This is a genomic window from Streptomyces sp. HUAS MG91 (genome assembly GCF_040529335.1).
GTDB classification, from domain to species: domain Bacteria; phylum Actinomycetota; class Actinomycetes; order Streptomycetales; family Streptomycetaceae; genus Streptomyces; species Streptomyces tabacisoli.
Genome location: NZ_CP159534.1, coordinates 2,902,864 through 2,919,737 on the forward strand (window position 1 = coordinate 2,902,864; position 16,874 = coordinate 2,919,737).

General features: G+C 70.6%; 14 protein-coding genes. 3 read left to right on the top strand and 11 right to left on the bottom strand.

Annotated features, from left to right (window positions below; all coding sequences use genetic code 11):
- Positions 1-4: 4 nt before the first annotated feature.
- Positions 5-1,141 carry a hypothetical protein gene (locus ABII15_RS13400; protein ID WP_353942537.1) on the bottom strand — a complete coding sequence of 379 codons (1,137 nt, stop codon included), beginning with the start codon at positions 1,139-1,141 and terminating at the stop codon, positions 5-7.
- 92 nt (positions 1,142-1,233) lie between these two features.
- Here ABII15_RS13400 and ABII15_RS13405 point away from each other — a divergent pair, with 92 nt between their 5' ends.
- A complete protein-coding gene (locus ABII15_RS13405; RefSeq protein WP_353942538.1) occupies positions 1,234-1,821 on the top strand; it encodes a TerD family protein in 588 nt (195 codons plus the stop codon).
- 59 nt (positions 1,822-1,880) lie between these two features.
- Here the strand turns inward: ABII15_RS13405 and ABII15_RS13410 are convergent, their stop codons facing one another.
- The 10 genes from ABII15_RS13410 to ABII15_RS13455 all read right to left on the bottom strand — a co-directional run bounded on the left by ABII15_RS13410 (position 1,881) and on the right by ABII15_RS13455 (position 14,843).
- Positions 1,881-3,836, bottom strand: coding sequence for a TIGR03960 family B12-binding radical SAM protein (locus tag ABII15_RS13410; protein WP_353942539.1), 1,956 nt, complete (start codon positions 3,834-3,836; stop codon positions 1,881-1,883).
- A gap of 41 nt (positions 3,837-3,877) precedes the next feature.
- On the bottom strand, positions 3,878-5,407 hold the full coding sequence (locus tag ABII15_RS13415; RefSeq protein ID WP_353942540.1) for a CYTH and CHAD domain-containing protein: 1,530 nt from the start codon (positions 5,405-5,407) through the stop codon (positions 3,878-3,880).
- Positions 5,408-5,557: 150 nt separating this feature from the next.
- On the bottom strand, positions 5,558-6,763 hold the full coding sequence (gene rodA / locus ABII15_RS13420) for a rod shape-determining protein RodA (protein ID WP_353942541.1): 1,206 nt from the start codon (positions 6,761-6,763) through the stop codon (positions 5,558-5,560).
- 6 nt (positions 6,764-6,769) lie between these two features.
- Entirely contained in the window at positions 6,770-8,950 is a 2,181-nt protein-coding gene (gene mrdA / locus ABII15_RS13425) for a penicillin-binding protein 2 (protein WP_353942542.1), read from the bottom strand.
- A gap of 108 nt (positions 8,951-9,058) precedes the next feature.
- Positions 9,059-9,730, bottom strand: coding sequence for a rod shape-determining protein MreD (mreD, locus tag ABII15_RS13430; protein WP_353942543.1), 672 nt, complete (start codon positions 9,728-9,730; stop codon positions 9,059-9,061).
- Between the two features lie 18 nt (positions 9,731-9,748).
- The gene (mreC, locus tag ABII15_RS13435; RefSeq protein ID WP_353942544.1) at positions 9,749-10,684 is read right to left on the bottom strand and encodes a rod shape-determining protein MreC; all 936 of its coding nucleotides are present in this window, start codon (positions 10,682-10,684) and stop codon (positions 9,749-9,751) included.
- Between the two features lie 209 nt (positions 10,685-10,893).
- Positions 10,894-11,913 (bottom strand): rod shape-determining protein, encoded by a 1,020-nt coding sequence (locus ABII15_RS13440; RefSeq protein WP_059131610.1) that lies wholly within the window; start codon positions 11,911-11,913, stop codon positions 10,894-10,896.
- A gap of 326 nt (positions 11,914-12,239) precedes the next feature.
- Entirely contained in the window at positions 12,240-12,653 is a 414-nt protein-coding gene (ndk, locus tag ABII15_RS13445; protein ID WP_353942545.1) for a nucleoside-diphosphate kinase, read from the bottom strand.
- A gap of 304 nt (positions 12,654-12,957) precedes the next feature.
- A complete protein-coding gene (locus tag ABII15_RS13450) occupies positions 12,958-13,302 on the bottom strand; it encodes a DUF4233 domain-containing protein (protein ID WP_353942546.1) in 345 nt (114 codons plus the stop codon).
- 5 nt (positions 13,303-13,307) lie between these two features.
- The gene (locus ABII15_RS13455) at positions 13,308-14,843 is read right to left on the bottom strand and encodes a folylpolyglutamate synthase/dihydrofolate synthase family protein (protein ID WP_353942547.1); all 1,536 of its coding nucleotides are present in this window, start codon (positions 14,841-14,843) and stop codon (positions 13,308-13,310) included.
- 142 nt (positions 14,844-14,985) lie between these two features.
- Between ABII15_RS13455 and ABII15_RS13460 the strand changes: the two genes are divergently transcribed.
- Together ABII15_RS13460 and ABII15_RS13465 are read left to right on the top strand one after the other, a co-directional pair.
- Positions 14,986-15,999, top strand: coding sequence for a rod shape-determining protein (locus ABII15_RS13460; protein WP_353942548.1), 1,014 nt, complete (start codon positions 14,986-14,988; stop codon positions 15,997-15,999).
- 284 nt (positions 16,000-16,283) lie between these two features.
- Positions 16,284-16,835, top strand: a complete 552-nt coding sequence (locus ABII15_RS13465; RefSeq protein ID WP_353942549.1) for a hypothetical protein — start codon at positions 16,284-16,286, stop codon at positions 16,833-16,835.
- Positions 16,836-16,874: the final 39 nt, after the last annotated feature.

Below are 16,874 nucleotides of genomic sequence, written 5' to 3' on the forward strand. Positions count from 1 at the left end.
TGTCCTAATCCTTAATGAATGCGGTCTTCGTGAGAGCGGTCGTACTGCTACCAAGAGTACGTCCCTGCGCGTCCTCCGGTTCCCGCACCTCCCTGACCAGCGGCTCGGGCGGGCGGCCCGGGCCGAACAGGGCGCGCCGCACATCGGCCCGCACCTGCCGGACCGTGGCCCGCACCGCGCCGGCCGTCTCCCGGACCACCCGGGCGGCGGGCCGCCACACCTGGTCCCGCACGACGTGCCCGAGGGGGGTGAGCACGCTGCGGTACGCCCAGCGCACGGGCTCCACGAGGGTCCACCGCAGCAAGGCGCCGAGGAACCGTCCGACGGCGAGCGAGACGTACCCGGCCACGCGCCAGGCGACGCCGAGGGCCGCGCCGGTCTCCCGCAGCAGCACGCCGAGGGCCCGTCCGACGGGCACCAGCACCCAGCGCCACAGGGCGAGCGCGGGCAGCACGAGAATCCACCGGACGAGTGCCAGGGCGGCGTGGCCGAGCGGGGTGAGGAGGTATCGGTACAGCCCTGCCGCGAGCCGTCCGAGGCCGAAGGCGATCCCGGTGAGGAGCAGGGCGATCGCGTGCCCGAGCGGTGTCAGCACGCGCGCGTAGAGCCACCCGGCGGGTACGACGAGCAGCACGCGCCCCAGCCACCCGAGCCCACGCCCGACCGCGGCGGCACCGGCCGCCAACTGCCGTACCAGCCAGGCCAGTCCATGCCCCACCGGGACGAGCGCGTGCCGCCACAGCGCGACCCACGGCCACACGAACAGGGCTTTGCCGACCCACGCGAGCGCCACGGCGGCCGCCCGTCCGGCGGGCGCGAGCACGCGCGCGTACAGCCACACGGCGGGTACGACGACCAACACCCGCCCCAGGAAGGCGAGTCCGCGCCCGAGGGGCGCCAGCACGTACCGCCCGAGCCGGACGAGCGGCCACACGAACAGCCCGTACAGCAGCAGTCCGACACCGCGGCCGAGCGGCACGAGCGCCTTCTCGTACAGGAAGCGGCCGCCGGTGACGAGCGCGTCCCACACGAGCCGGACCGGCACCACGACGACGAGCGCCACGATCCGCACGGGCATGCGGATCGCCGCCACGAGACAGCCTTCCGCGGGGTCGGGCGCGGGGCCGGGGCGCTTCTCCATGTCCATGCTGTGTCAGACGCCGGAGAGGGCTTTCCGGATGCGGAGGGGACGCCGGTGCTTCACAAAGCGGCCGTGCCAGGCACAATCTGCGCATGATTACGCTTACGAAGGAAGACGGCCCCGCGGATCTCGACGGTGTCACCCATCTCTCCATCGGGGTCTCCTGGGACCCGACCGCGGGCAGCAGCGGTGGCGTGCTCGGCGCGCTGCGCCGCAAGCAGGGCACGGACCTGGACCTGATAGCGATCGCCCTTCAGGGCGGCGACCCGGTCCGGCTCGCGGGCCTGGACTCCCTGGACCCGCTGGGCAACGGCGCGTTGCTGCACAGCGGCGACAACCAGACCGGCAAGGGCGACGGCGACGACGAGACCGTCACCGTCGAGTTCGCGAAGGTGCCGCCGGTCATCACGTCGATCGTGTTCATCGCGGCGGCCTACAAGAAGGGCAGTTCGTTCCAGAAGGCCCGCAACATCAGCTTCAAGGTGTACGACGCGACGGGCGGCAGCAGCCAGCAGGTGGCGGACATCTGGCCGAGCCTGCTCACCGCCGACAACGGCTGCCTCGTGGCGAAGGCCGTCCGCAGCGCGGGCGACGTCTGGAAGCTCCAGGTCATCAACGAGACCGGCAAGATCAAGCAGGGTGACGAGCGTGCGCTGATGCGCTTCGCCGTCAGCAAGTAGGACGGCAACGGTGAAGGGCGGGGCCGTGGCCCCGCCCTTCACCGTGTCCGCGGTGTGCGCTACTTGACGACCGTCAGCGGCAGCAGCTTCTTGCCGGTCGGGCCGATCTGGATGGACGTGTCCATCGCGGGGCAGACACCGCAGTCGAAGCAGGGCGTCCAGCGGCAGTCCTCGACCTCGGTCTCGTCGAGCGCGTCCTGCCAGTCCTCCCAGAGCCAGTCCTTGTCGAGACCGGAGTCCAGGTGGTCCCAGGGCAGGACCTCCTCGTACGTGCGCTCACGCGTCGTGTACCAGGCGACGTCCACACCGTGGGCGGGCAGCGTCTTGGCGGCGCACTCCATCCAGCGGTCGTACGAGAAGTGCTCGCGCCAGCCGTCGAAGCGGCCGCCGTCCTCGTAGACCGCGCGGATGACGTCGCCGATGCGGCGGTCGCCGCGGGAGAGCAGGCCCTCGACGATGCCGGGCTTGCCGTCGTGGTAGCGGAAGCCGATGGAACGGCCGTACTTCTTGTCGCCGCGGATCTTGTCGCGGAGCTTCTCCAGACGGGCGTCCGTCTCCTCCGCCGACAGCTGCGGCGCCCACTGGAACGGGGTGTGCGGCTTGGGCACGAAACCGCCGATGGAGACCGTGCAGCGGATGTCGTTGGAGCCGGAGACCTCGCGGCCCTTCTGGATCACGTTCATCGCCATGTCGGCGATCTGGAGGACGTCGTCGTCCGTCTCCGTCGGCAGGCCGCACATGAAGTACAGCTTCACCTGGCGCCAGCCGTTGCCGTACGCGGTCGCGACGGTACGGATCAGGTCCTCTTCCGAGACCATCTTGTTGATGACCTTGCGCATGCGCTCGCTGCCGCCCTCGGGGGCGAACGTCAGGCCGGAGCGGCGGCCGTTGCGCGTCAGCTCGTTGGCCAGGTCGACGTTGAAGGCGTCCACGCGGGTCGACGGCAGCGAGAGGCCGATCTTGTCTTCCTCGTAGCGGTCCGCGAGGCCCTTGGCGATGTCGCCGATCTCGGAGTGGTCCGCGGAGGAGAGCGAGAGCAGGCCGACCTCCTCGAAGCCGGTCGCCTTGAGGCCCTTCTCGACCATGTCGCCGATGCCGGTGATGCTTCGCTCCCGCACGGGGCGCGTGATCATGCCGGCCTGGCAGAAGCGGCAGCCGCGGGTGCAGCCGCGGAAGATCTCGACGGACATCCGCTCGTGGACCGTCTCGGCGAGGGGCACCAGCGGCTGCTTGGGGTACGGCCACTCGTCGAGATCCATGACGGTGTGCTTGGAGACGCGCCACGGGACGCCCGAGCGGTTCGGGACGACCCGGCCGATGCGGCCGTCGGGCAGGTACTCGACGTCGTAGAAGCCCGGGACGTAGATGTTGCCGGTCTTGGCCAGGCGGAGGAGGACCTCCTCGCGGCCGCCGGGGCGGCCCTCGGCCTTCCAGGCGCGGATGATCTCGGTCATGTCGAGCACGGCCTGCTCGCCGTCGCCGATGACGGCGGCGTCGATGAACGCGGCGATCGGCTCGGGGTTGAAGGCCGCGTGGCCGCCCGCGAGGACGATCGGGTCGTCGAGCCCGCGGTCCTTGGACTCCAGCGGGATGCCGGCCAGGTCGAGCGCGGCGAGCATGTTGGTGTAGCCCAGCTCGGTGGAGAACGACAGCCCGAAGACGTCGAAGGCCTTCACCGGGCGGTGCGAGTCGACCGTGAACTGGGGCACCTTGTGCTCGCGCATCAGGGCTTCCAGGTCGGGCCAGACGCTGTAGGTGCGCTCGGCGAGGACGCCCTCCCGCTCGTTCAGCACCTCGTAGAGGATCATGACGCCCTGGTTGGGCAGCCCGACCTCGTACGCGTCCGGGTACATCAGCGCCCAGCGGACGTCGCAGGACTCCCACGGCTTGACCGTGGAGTTGAGCTCTCCGCCGACGTACTGGATCGGCTTCTGCACATGCGGGAGCAGCGCTTCGAGCTGCGGAAACACGGACTCGACCGCTTGGGGCGCCGCGGCGACGGCATCGGCAGGCATAACCGTGGACCTTTGTGAGCTGACAGGGGTGACCCTCAACCCTAACCCGCCGAAAGGGTGGCCTTCGCCGCGCGGGCCCACACCCCGGGCAGCTCCCGCTCGCGGTCCGTGGCGGCCGCCTGCTCCTGTCCGTGGAGCAGTCCCCAGGTGAACGCGGTCTCGCCGGCCGCGTGCGCCTGGATCGCGAGCTGGCGCAGGGTCTCCCGGGCGACGACGGAGTCCTGGTGGTCGCCGAGGAGTGACTGGACGGACTTCATCCGCTTGGCGAACCGCTTGGCCTGCTTGCCGAGCGCGGGGACGGCGGCCTCGCCCGCGTACCGGGCGCGCTTGGCGGACTTGCGGGCCTCGTGCATCGCCAGGTCGCGGTCGGTGCCCGCGGGCAGCGACAGGGCGTGCTCGACGCGGGCGGCGAGGCGGGTCCGGTCCTTGAGGGCGGCGGTGACGAGCAGTTCCGCGGCCGGTTTCCGGGCGGCGGACCGCAGCGGCGGGTCGGCGAGCAGCGCGTCGAGGGCGTCAAGGAGGGCCAGGTAGCGCTTGCCGTCGAGGACGGCGACCGTGTGCCGGCGCGAGCCCTGGCGCTGGGCGACCGCCCAGATCCGCAGCCGGCCGCGGACCGGGCCGAGCAGCAGGGTGCGCGGCACGGCGTCGATCCGGGCGGTGAGCCGCTCGGCCAGCACCTCGTGGTCGCGGTCGATGCCCAGCTCGGCGCCGAGCCATTTCAGTTCCTCGGCGACCGGCGCGGTGGCGGCGGGGTCGAGGACCTTCTTGTACGTCTTGAACGCGCTGCGCATCCGGCGGGCGGCGACCCGCATCTGGTGCACGGCGTCCGGCAGGTCGCGGCGGACGGCCGGGTCGAGGTCGACGAGCACGTCGCGCTGGGCGCGCAGGTGGGCGACGACGTGGTCCCCTGCGGTGCCGGACGGGGAGGGCTCGGCGGGCTCGGGTGCCGGGACCGCGGCGCCCGTCTCATCGAGGGCGCGGGCCAGTTTGGAGAGGGATCCGGAGCGGTCGGCGCCGGCCTTGCGCAGCCGCTTCTCGACCTTGCCGAGGAAGTCGGGGTCGCCGTCGTCCGCCAGCTCGACCTCGATCTCCGTCCAGGCCGTGCCGCCCTGGCCGTCGGCCCGCTCGGCGCGTACGGCGTCGACGCTCACCTCGGCGAGCAGTTCGCCGTGGGCGTCGGTCAGATGGGAGACGGCGCGGGACGACATCAGGCGGACCACCGGCAGGAGCTGGGCGTCCCGGACCCGGGAGCGGACCAGTCCGGCGAGCGAGCGGGGCAGTTGCGCGGAGAGCGGGGCGCGGATCTCGTCCCGTACGCCCTCCCCCAGGGCGACCGGGATCTTCAGGTGCCAGCCCGCGTCGTCGCCGCCCGTGCGGCGGCGCAGGGTGATGTGGTCGGCCGCGAGGCGCTGGTCGGCCGTGTCGTAGTACACGGCGTCGAGCTCGACGACGCCCTTGCCGATGACCTCGGCCACGCCGGGGACCCTGCCCAGGTCGGGCAGCTCGAAGGCCTCGTCGGGCGCGCCCGGCACCTCGTACTTCCGCTCGATCTCGCGCTTCGTCTCCGCCATAACCCGAATCTAGACGCCGACGGGCGCCCCCGATAGAGGACGGCCCGAGCCCCGTCAGGGGCGCGGGGAACCGCGCGAGAACCCCCACCGGGCGGGCGGCCGCGTACGACGCCGGGGTGGCCGCCCCTTGAAGCGCTTCCCGCGGAGCGGCTACGCGGACATGGGGCGCTGCACCCTGATCGACTGGAGGAGGCCGATCGCCACCCAGACCGCGAACATCGATGAACCGCCGTACGACACGAACGGCAGCGGAAGCCCGGCGACCGGCATGATGCCGAGCGTCATGCCGATGTTCTCGAACGCCTGGAAGGAGAACCAGGCGATGATGCCGGCGGCGACGATGGTCCCGTACAGCTCGGTGGTCTCGCGCGCGATGCGGCAGGCCCGCCACAGCACCACACCGAGGAGCAGCAGGATCAGCCCGGCCCCGACGAAGCCCAGCTCCTCCCCCGCCACCGTGAACACGAAGTCCGTCTGCTGCTCGGGCACGAACTGCCCGGTGGTCTGCGAGCCGTGGAAGAGCCCGGCGCCGGTGAGCCCGCCCGAGCCGATCGCGATGCGCGCCTGGTTGGTGTTGTAGCCGACGCCGGCCGGGTCGAGCGCCGGGTTGGCGAAGGCGGCGAACCGGGCGATCTGGTAGTCGTCGAGGACCCCGAGCTGCCACACCGCGACCGCGCCCGCCGCGCCGACCCCGATCAGGCCGAGCACCCAGCGGTTGGAGGCGCCGGAGGCCAGCAGCACGCCGAGCACGATCATCACCATGACCATGACGGACCCGAGGTCCGGCATCAGCATGACGACCATCATGGGCACGGCGGCGAGGCCGAGGGCCTGGAGGACGGTCCGGTGGTCGGGATGTTCGCGGTCACCGGCGTCGACCCGCGCCGCGAGCAGCATCGCCATCCCCAGGATGATCGTGATCTTCACGAACTCCGAGGGCTGGAGCGAGAAGCCGCCGCCGACGATGATCCACGCGTGCGCGCCGTTCACCGTCGCGCCGAGCGGGGTGAGGACCAGCAGCACCAGGAAGACCGAGATGCCGTAGAGGATCGGGACGGCGGTGCGCAGGGTGCGGTGGCCGAGCCAGATCGTGCCGACCATCAGCCCGATGCCGATGCCCATGTTGAGCAGGTGGCGGAAGAGGAAGTAGTACGGGTCGCCCTGGTTCAGCTCGGTCCTGTTGCGGGTCGCCGAGTAGACGAGCGCGGAGCCGATCAGCGAGAGCGCGATCGCCGACAGCAGTATCGGCCAGTCGAGCCGCCGCACCACCGAGTCCCGGGCCATGAGCCGGGACATGGTGGAGCGCTGCTGCGGGCCGTACCCGGAGACGGAGAAACCGTTGGTGTGGCCTGCCATCGTCGGTCAGTCCCTCCTGCTGTACGTCGAGGCGGGCAGCCCGGCCGCCAGCTCCTGCTGGGCCGGCGCCTGCTGCTTGCTCGGGTCGTACGTGTCGATCGTCGGGGCGTCGATCGAACCGTCCTTCTGGATCTTCGGCAGGGCCTTCTCCGGTTCGGGCAGCAGGGCCTTCTTCAGGTTCTGCTGGCCCTTGTCGTCGAGGCCGTACATCGCGTCGTAGATCTTGCGGACGGCCGGGCCGGAGGCGCCCGAACCCGTACCACCCTGGGAGATCGTCATGACGATCGAGTAGTCCTTGGTGTAGGACGCGAACCAGGACGTCGTCTGCTTGCCGTAGACCTCCGCCGTACCGGTCTTGGCGTGCATCGGGATCTTGTCCTGAGGCCAGCCGCCGAAGCGCCAGGCCGCCGTACCGCGGGTCGCCACTCCCGCCAGTGCTTGGTCTATCTCGTCGCGGGTCTTGCCCTTGAACGGCAGCTTGGCGTTGACCTTGGGCTGGATCGCGTGGACCTGCTTGCCGTCGGCGCTGACGATGGCCTTGCCGACCTCGGGCTCGTGCAGGGTGCCGCCGTTGGAGATCGCGGCGTAGATCGACGCCATCTGGATCGGGGTGACGAGGGTGTCGCCCTGGCCGATGGAGTAGTTGACGGAGTCACCGGCGCGCATGAGGTTGCCTTCGAGGCAGTTCTCGTAGTTGAGGCGCTGGACGTAGTCGCCGCTCTTCTTGCCGGACTTGCACCAGGAGTCCTTGTTGGCCTTCCAGAACCGCTGCTTCCACTGGCGGTCGGGGACCCGGCCGGTGACCTCGTTGGGCAGGTCGATGCCGGTCTCCTTGCCGAGACCGAACTGGTGGGCGGTCTTGTAGAACCAGTCCTGGGTGTCCTTGTTGCCCTTGAGGCCGCCGTCCTTCTTCCACTCGTTGTGGGCGATGCCGTAGAAGACGGTGTCGCAGGAGACCTCCAGGGCGCGGCCGAGCGAGATCGGCCCGAAGTTCTCCGACTCGAAGTTCTTGAAGACCTGGTTGCCGATGGAGTACGAGCTGGTGCACGGGTAGTGCCCGTTGAACGGGTAGCCCGCGTTGACCGCCGCCGTGGTCGAGATGACCTTGAAGATGGAGCCGGGGGCCGCCTGGCCCTGGATGGCCCGGTTCAGCAGCGGGTAGTTGGAGTTCTTGCCGGTCAGGTTGGCGTAGTCCTTGCCGGAGATGCCGCCGACCCAGGCGTTCGGGTCGTAGCTCGGGTTGGACGCCATGGCGACGACGCGGCCGGTCTTGGCCTCCATCACGACGACGGCGCCGGAGTCGGCCTTGTAGTTGGTGCCGGTGTTCTTGTCGAACTCGTGGCGGGCGGCCTTCATGGCCTCGTTCAGCTCGTACTCGGCGACGCGCTGGACCCGTGCGTCTATCGAGGTGACGACGTTCGCTCCCGGCTCGGCCTTGTCGCTCTTGGCGCGGCCGATGACGCGGCCGAGGTTGTCGACCTCGTAACGGGTGACGCCGGCCTTGCCGCGCAGGTCCTTGTCGTACGTGCGTTCAAGGCCGGAGCGGCCGACCTGGTCGGAGCGGAGGTACGGCGACTCGCTGTCCTTCGCCTGCTCGATCTCGGCGTCGGTGACCGGCGAGAGGTAGCCGAGCACCTGCGCGGTGTTGGCCTTGCCGGGCGCGGCGTAGCGGCGCACGGCGGTGGGCTCGGCGGTGATGCCGGGGAAGTCCTCGCCGCGCTCGCGGATCTGGAGCGCCTGCTTGGGCGTGGCCTCGTCGGTGATCGGGATCGGCTGGTACGGCGAGCCGTTCCAGCAGGGCTGCGGCGTCTTGGCGTCGCACAGCCGGACCTTCTCCTCGACGTCCTTGGGCTTCATGCCGAGGACGCCGGCCAGCTTGGTGAGGACGGACTTGCCGTCGTCCTTCATCCGCATCAGGTCGGTACGGGAGGCGGAGACGACGAGGCGGGTCTCGTTGTCGGCGAGGGCCACGCCCCGCGAGTCCAGGATCGAGCCGCGCACGGCGGGCGTGACGACCTGCTGGACGTGGTTGCCGGACGCCTCCTTGGCGTACTCGTCGCCGTTGCGCACCTGGAGGTACCAGAGGCGGCCGCCGAGCGTGAACAGGAGGGACAGGACGAGGATCTGGAGGACGACGAGACGGATCTGGACCCGCGGGGTCCGGCCGGTCTCAGGGATGTTGGTCATGGTGCCCGTGCTCCCCCTAGTACGTGTGCGCGTACGAGTACGAGTAGTACGTGTACACGCCCGACCTGTGTGCGGCCGGATCGGCCGGAGCGGTCGACTGGCATGCGCTCACAGGCGCTTGACCCCCTTGATGCGTCCGGCGCGGGCGGCGCGCGCCTTCACGGACTTCATGCGCAGGCCGCCGCGCTGGTTGCCGATGCGCAGACCGGTGCCGGCCGACAGCCAGCCGGAGGAGACGTCGGAGACCTTGCCGGAGCCGCCGCTGTCGCCCAGCGGATCGTTCTCGGCGCGTCTGGCGAGCGCCATCACGCCGGGCACGACGAACGGCGCGAGCAGCAGGTCGTAGAGGGCGGCGGTGAACAGCAGGCTGCCGAGGCCGACGTGGCGGGCGGCGGTGTCGCCGACGAGGGCGCCCACGCCCGCGTACAGCAGCGTGGTGCCGACGGCGGCGCCGACCACCACGACCATCGGTCCGGCGGCCGAACGCAGCTGTCCGGTCTCCGGCTTGGCGAGGCCCGCGAGGTAGCCGATGACGCACAGGACCAGGGCGTACCGCCCGGCGGCGTGGTCGGCGGGCGGGGCCAGGTCGGCGAGCAGGCCCGCGCCGAAGCCGATGAAGGCGCCGCCGACGTGCCCGTAGACGAGCGCGAGGCCGAGGACGGTCAGCAGCAGCAGGTCGGGCACGGCGCCCGGGAGCTGGAGCCGGGCCAGGACACAGACCTGGACGACGAGGGCGACGACGACGAGGGTCGTGGAGAGGAGGATCCGGTTGAAGCGCATGGTGGTCAGCTCCTCCTGTTACTGCTGGACGCCGTCGGCGGGCGCGGACGGGGTGACCGTGACGGTCACGGTCGGCGCGGGCTTCGGCTTCGCGGGCTTGGCCGGCAGGACCTCGTCGCGCGGGTCGCTGCGCGGCGGCTGGACGACGACGCCCACGATGTCCAGCTTGGTGAAGCCGACGTACGGCGTGACGTAGATGGTGCGGGTCAGGTCGCCGCCGGACGGGTCGACGCGGACGACCCTGCCGACGGGCACGCCGGGCACGAACGGCTTGTCGGCCTCCGAGCCGAAGGTGACGAGCCGGTCGCCCTTCTTCACCTTGGCCTTGCCGTTGAGGAGCTGGACGCGCAGCGGCCGGTCGCCCTGGCCGGTGGCGAAGCCGAGCTCGTCGGTCTTCTCCATGCGGGTGCCGACGGTGAAGTCCGGGTCGTTGGCGAGGAGGATCGTGGAGGTGCCGGGGCCGACGGTGGTGACGCGGCCGACGAGTCCGTCGCCGTTCAGCACGGTCATGTCGCGCTTGATGCCGTCGTTGGCACCGGCGTCGATGGTCACCGTCCAGGAGAAGCCCTGCGCGGACCCTATGGCGATGACCTGGGCGCCCTTGATGCCGTACTGGCCGGCGCCCGCCGTCTTCAGCATGGTGTCGAGCTGGTGGATCTTGCTGCGGTTGCGGTCGTCGCTGCCGAGCTTCGACTTCAACGCGGCGTTCTCGCGCTCCAGTTGGCTGATCCGGTCGTGCCGCTTGTCCGAGTCGCGGACCGCGCTTATGGCGTTGCCGATCGGATCGACCGCGCCGGCGACACCGCTCTCCACGGGGCCGAAGACCTTGGCGGCGGCCTGACGGGCACCGTCGACCGGCGAGTCCTCTCCTCCGCGGATGTCCACCGTGATCAGCGCGAACGCGATGGCGATCAGCAGTACCAGGAGCAGCCGGCTCTCTCGTGTGTCCCTCACGTGCGGCGGCCGTGCCTTCCTCAATCAGAAATCGGGTGGGGCGATGTCACGATGTCCGGGGATATGGGTTTGTCGGGGGGATAGGGGGAAGCCGGACGGATGTAACCGATGTCCGGGAATTCTTGCGCCTTGCCTCTATATCAACGATCCGCCGCACGAAGTGGCAGGCACTCGTACGGCGGACCCACCCTTTCAGGTGTTCACACCACTCATCTGCGCGGCTGGGCGTCCAGCACCTGCTGCAACGCCTCGAACTCCTCGACACACTTTCCGGAACCGAGCGCCACGCTGTCCAGCGGGTCCTCGGCGATGTGGATCGGCATGCCCGTCTCGCGGCGCAGCCGCTCGTCGAGGCCGCGCAGCAGGGCGCCGCCGCCGGTGAGCACGATGCCGCGGTCCATGACGTCACCCGACAGCTCGGGCGGGCACTTGTCGAGGGTGGTCTTGACCGCGTCCACGATCGCGTTGACCGGTTCCTCGATGGCCTTGCGGACCTCCGCCGCCGAGATGACGACGGTCTTCGGCAGGCCGGAGACCAGGTCACGGCCGCGGATCTCGGTGTGTTCGTCGGAGTCCAGGTCGTACGCGGAACCGATCGTGATCTTGATCTGCTCGGCGGTCCGCTCACCGAGGAGGAGCGAGTACTCCTTCTTGATGTGCTGGATGATCGCGTTGTCCAGCTCGTCGCCCGCGACGCGGATGGACTGCGCCGTGACGATTCCGCCGAGCGAGATGACGGCGACCTCGGTGGTGCCGCCGCCGATGTCCACCACCATGTTGCCCGTGGCCTCGTGGACCGGGAGGCCGGAGCCGATGGCCGCGGCCATGGGCTCCTCGATGATGTGCACCTGGCGGGCACCGGCCTGCGAGGAGGCCTCGATGACCGCGCGGCGCTCGACGCCGGTGATGCCGGAGGGGACGCAGACCACGACTCGGGGCCGGGCGAGGTAGCGCCGCTTGTGGATCTTCAGGATGAAGTAGCGGAGCATGCGCTCGGTGATCTCGAAGTCGGCGATCACGCCGTCCTTCAGCGGGCGCACCGCGACGATGTTGCCAGGGGTGCGCCCGATCATCTTCTTGGCTTCGGCGCCGACCGCGAGAATGCCACCGGTGTTGGTGTTGATCGCGACCACGGACGGTTCGTTGAGCACGATCCCGCGACCCCTGACGTACACCAGCGTGTTGGCGGTCCCGAGGTCGACAGCCATGTCACGGCCGATGAACGACATTGAGTTCCCCATCAGGATTCGTCTGGCCTTCCCAAGTGGAGCGTTTGATTGCTTGTCAGGTAGGCGAGAGGTGGACGCGGTGTGGCGTGGAGGCTCCATCGTAGTCTCGCCTGCACGATCACGGCGCGAGGGTCTTCGCCATTGTCAGCAGATGAATCCCCGCCCCGCTAATGGGGACGTGCCGACGGAGGGTTGCGTTCCCCCAATCGGGGCGCATATGCCAAAGAACGGCCCGAATTCTCAGGCCGTTCCAGGTCAGTGGCGCTCCGTGACTGACGTATCGTCAGAAAGGGAATGCGGTTCGTCTCAATGGGCGAGATCCGGTGTCAGACCAGGTTCGGGAAGAAAATCTTCAGCTCGCGCTCGGCCGACTCCTCGGAGTCCGACGCGTGAATCAGGTTCTCCCGGACGATGACACCGAAGTCGCCGCGGATCGAACCCGGGGCCGCCGCGATCGGGTCGGTCGGACCGGCCAGCTGGCGGACGCCCTCGATGACGCGCTCGCCCTCGACGACCAGCGCGACGACCGGGCCGGACGCCATGAACGTCATCAGCGGCTCGTAGAACGGCTTGCCCTTGTGCTCGCCGTAGTGCTGCTCCAGCGTCTCCTGGGCGAGCTCGCGCAGTTCGAGTGCGCCGATCGTCCAGCCGGCCTTGCGCTCGATACGGCCGATGATCTCGCCGATCAGGCCACGGCGGACCGCGTCGGGCTTGAGCAGGACGAGCGTGCGCTGGGTCATTTCGGTTGGGCTCCTTGTGCGGCCGGGTTTGTGCGGTGGGCCCTGAGGTTACAGGGGGTTATCACCCGCCCGGCACCGGGGTTCCGCCCCCGCCCGCTCATCGGTCGGCCGACGGCCGGTGGACGGCTGGTCGCGCAGTTCCCCGCGCCCCTGAGGCAGGCGCTGCGCGCCGCCTCCCCCTGAGGCTGCGGCTCCGCCGCGCCTCTGTCGATGAGATGGCGCACGAAGTGCGCATCTCAGGGGCGCGGGGAACTGCGCGAGAAGCGGCCACCGGCCCGCAGACGGACGGCGGGCGGCGAAAAGCTCAGGCCGCGGTCGGGTCCTGCTGCGCCCAGCGGGCCTTCGCTTCGTCGACCTTGCGGCCGAAGTGGACGGAGGCCCACCACAGCGCCGCGAAACAGGCACCGAGGAAGAACATCACCGGCACCCAGAACCCACTGACGATCAGCGCGATCTGCAGGGCCCAGCCCAGCTGGACGCCACCGGGGCGGGTGACCATGCCGCACAGCAGCACACTCAGCACCATGGCGACGCCACAGACCGTCCACACCAGCCCGTTCGACAGATCCTGGTCCTTCATGGCGACCAGCCCGGCGAACCCGATGACGAAGAACTCGCCGATCAACGTCGACGCACACAACGTACGCACAGCCCTCAGTCCTTCCCGAGCAACAGCAGCCGGGCTTCCCCGACGGTGATCACGGACCCGGTGACGAGCACGCCGCCACCCGCGTACTCGCCCTCTTCCTCGGCCAGCGTGATCGCGGCCTCCAGCGCGTCGTCGAGCCGCGGCTCGACCTGCACCCGGTCGTCACCGAAGACCTCGACCGCGACGGCCGCCAGCTCATCGGCGTCCATGGCGCGGTGGCTGGAGTTCTGGGTGACGACGATCTCCGCGAAGATCGGCTCGAAGGCCTCGAGCAGCCCCCGTACGTTCTTGTCGCCGCTGGCGCCGACCACCCCGATGAGCCGGCTGAAGTCGAAGACCTCGCTGATGGCGTCGGCGGTGACCCGCGCGCCCGCGGGGTTGTGCGCGGCGTCGAGCACGACGGTCGGCGACCGGCGTACGACTTCCAGGCGGCCCGGCGAGGTGACGGACGCGAACGCCGTACGGATCGTGTCGATGTCCAGCGGACGTGCGTGCTCCGAGCCGATGCCGAAGAACGCCTCGACGGCGGCGAGCGCCACCGCCGCGTTGTGCGCCTGGTGGGCGCCGTGCAGCGGGAGGAACACCTCCTCGTACTCGCCGCCCAGCCCGCGCAGCGTGACGAGCTGGCCGCCGACGGCGATCTGCCGGTCCACCACGCCGAACTCGAGGCCCTCGCGGGCGACCGTGGCGTCCCTCTCGACGGCCTTCTTCAGGATCACCTGCGCCGCGTCCACCGGCTGCTGCGCCATGATCACGGTGGCGTCCTGCTTGATGATCCCGGACTTCTCCACCGCGATCTCGCCGGGCGTGGAGCCCAGGCGGTCGGTGTGGTCGAGGTCGATGGGGGTGATGACCGCGACGGAGCCGTCGATGACGTTCGTCGCGTCCCAGCTGCCGCCCATGCCGACCTCGACGACCGCGACGTCGACGGGGGCGTCCGCGAAGGCCGCGTAGGCCATCCCGGTGAGCACCTCGAAGAAGGACAGCCGGTACTCCTGCTGGGAGTCGACCATCTCGACGTACGGCTTGATGTCCTCGTACGTCTCGATGAAGCGCTCGTGGTCGATCGGCGCGCCGTCCAGGCTGATCCGCTCGGTGATCGACTGCACGTGGGGCGAGGTGTAGCGGCCGGTGCGCAGGTCGAAGGCGGCCAGCAGGGCCTCGATCATGCGGGCGGTCGACGTCTTGCCGTTCGTCCCCGTGATGTGGATCGACGGGTACGCCTTCTGCGGCTCGCCGAGCACGTCCATCAGCGCCGCGATGCGGGCCACCGACGGCTCCAGCTTGGTCTCGCCCCACCGCGTGGCCAGGTCCGCCTCGACCGCCCGCAGCGCCTTCTCCACCTCCGGGTCCTGCGGCCGGGCCGGGATGCCGTCGCCCTGCGGGGGGCCGCCCTGCGTGCGCAGGGTGCGGCTGCCCGCCTCGATGACCGCGAGGTCCGGGTCACGGTCGGTCTCGGCGCCCACGATCTCCTCGAAGGCGTCCGGGCTGTCGCTGGGGCCGTGGTCGTCGCTGCTGTCGCGCGGGGGGAGGTCACTCACGTACGCCAGTCTACGGAGGTCCCCGACAAGTGGGGACAGCGGTGTGCAAGCCGCCCTCCGGAACGGAACGGGACTTTGGACCTGTCCGAATCGGGACCTTGGTCCCGCCGCCTCACTGTCTCACCCTGCAAACTTGGCGATCATGGACATAGGTATCGATCTCGGCACCGCCAACACTCTTCTCTACGTACGCGGTCAGGGGATCGTGCTGAACGAACCGTCGGTGGTCGCCGTCAAGCAGGGCGGCAAACACGGTTCCGTGCTCGCCGTCGGCACCGAGGCGAAGGAGACCATCGGGCGCACCCCGGGCTCCATCACCGCCATCCGGCCCCTGCGCGACGGGGTCATCAGCGACTACGAGGCGGCCGAGCAGATGATCCGGCACTTCGTCCGCAAGGTCGCCCCGGGCCGCCGGCCCCGTACCCGGATGGTCGTCTGCGTGCCCAGCGGGGTCACGCCCGTCGAGCGGCGGGCCATCGTGCACGCCGCGCAGAGCTCGGGGGCGCGGGCCGTCCATCTGATCGAGGAGCCGATGGCGGCGGCGATCGGGGCCGGGCTGCCGGTGGCGGAGCCGCGCGGGTCGATGGTGGTCGACATCGGCGGCGGGACCACCGAGGTCGCCGTCATCTCGCTGGGCGGGGTCGTCACGGCACAGTCGCTGCGGGTGGGCGGTGACCGTCTGGATGAGGCCATCACCGATCACGTGCGCAAGGAGCACGGGCTGCTGATCGGGGAGCGCACCGCCGAGGACATCAAGGTCGCGATCGGGTCGGCGTGGCCGGTGCCCGGCGAGGACGCCTTCGAGATGCGGGCGTTCACCGTGCGGGGGCGGGAGAAGGTGGCCGGGCTGCCGAAGACCGTGGAGCTGACGGTGCGCGAGGTGCGCTCCGCGCTGGACGAGCCCGTGGAGGCGGTCATCTCGGCGGTGAAGGCCACCCTGGAGGAGTGTCCGCCGGAGCTGTCCGGAGACGTCATGGAGCACGGGATCGTGCTGACCGGTGGGGGTGCGCTGCTGCCCGGGCTCGATCTGCGACTGGCTTCCGCCACGGGGATTCCGGTGTTCGTCGCCGAGGAGCCGTTGGACAGTGTCGCGCTCGGGTGCGGGAAGTGTGTGGAGGACTTCGACGGGCTGGAGCGGATGCTGGGGGCCGCCTAGGGGTCGTTCTGGTGGGGGGCAGGTGCGGGTGCGCCGTGGCTGGTCGCGCAGTTCCCCGCGCCCCTGGCGGGGCCGGTCAGCCTTGGGCAGTCTGCCGCCTGGGGCGGCACGGGTGGGCAAGGCGGCACCCCGGCGCGGGGCGAGCGTGCCGGGGTGGGGCAGTGCAGCACCGCCGTGGCTGAGCACCCAGTTCCCCGCGTTGGGCACCGCCATCTGTCGTAAAGGCGCACCCCTGTTCGGCGCGGTGAGCGCCCCGTACGGGCGACAAGGGGTCCAATCGGACCATGTGGTACGCACATCAGCCGAGTCGGCGTGCTCGGCAGATCATCGGTGACGGGGCGGCTCTGCTGTGGGTCGCGGGGTGGGCCGTGATGGCGGTCGTGGCGCATCGGGTGCTCGGACTCGCCACCCGGCCGGTGCCCGCCGGGGCGCGGATCGGGCTGCCCGGGCCGCTGCACGGTGTGGCGCGGGCCGGTGACCGGATCGTGAGCGCGGCGCCGGAAGGGGCGGGGCCGGTGCGGGTGCTGGTGCTGCTCGCCGCCGTCGCGGTGTTCGTCGTGCCGGTCGGGCTGCTCTGCGCGCTGTGGCTGCCGCGCCGGATCCGCTGGGTGCGGCGGGCCGCCGCCGCCCGGGATCTCGCCAACAGTGAGGACGGCCGCGAACTGCTGGCCCTGCGGGCGCTGCTGCGGCCGCTCGACGAGGTGGGCCGCACCGCGGAGGCGCTGCCCGAGACCACGCCGGGCAGCCTCGCCGAGGGCTGGCGCGAGGGCGACCCGGCGACGCTGGACGCGCTGGCGGAGGCCGAACTGATCCGGCTCGGACTGCGCACCGCCTGACGCCGCACGAGCGAGGCCCCGGAACCGAAGGGTTCCGGG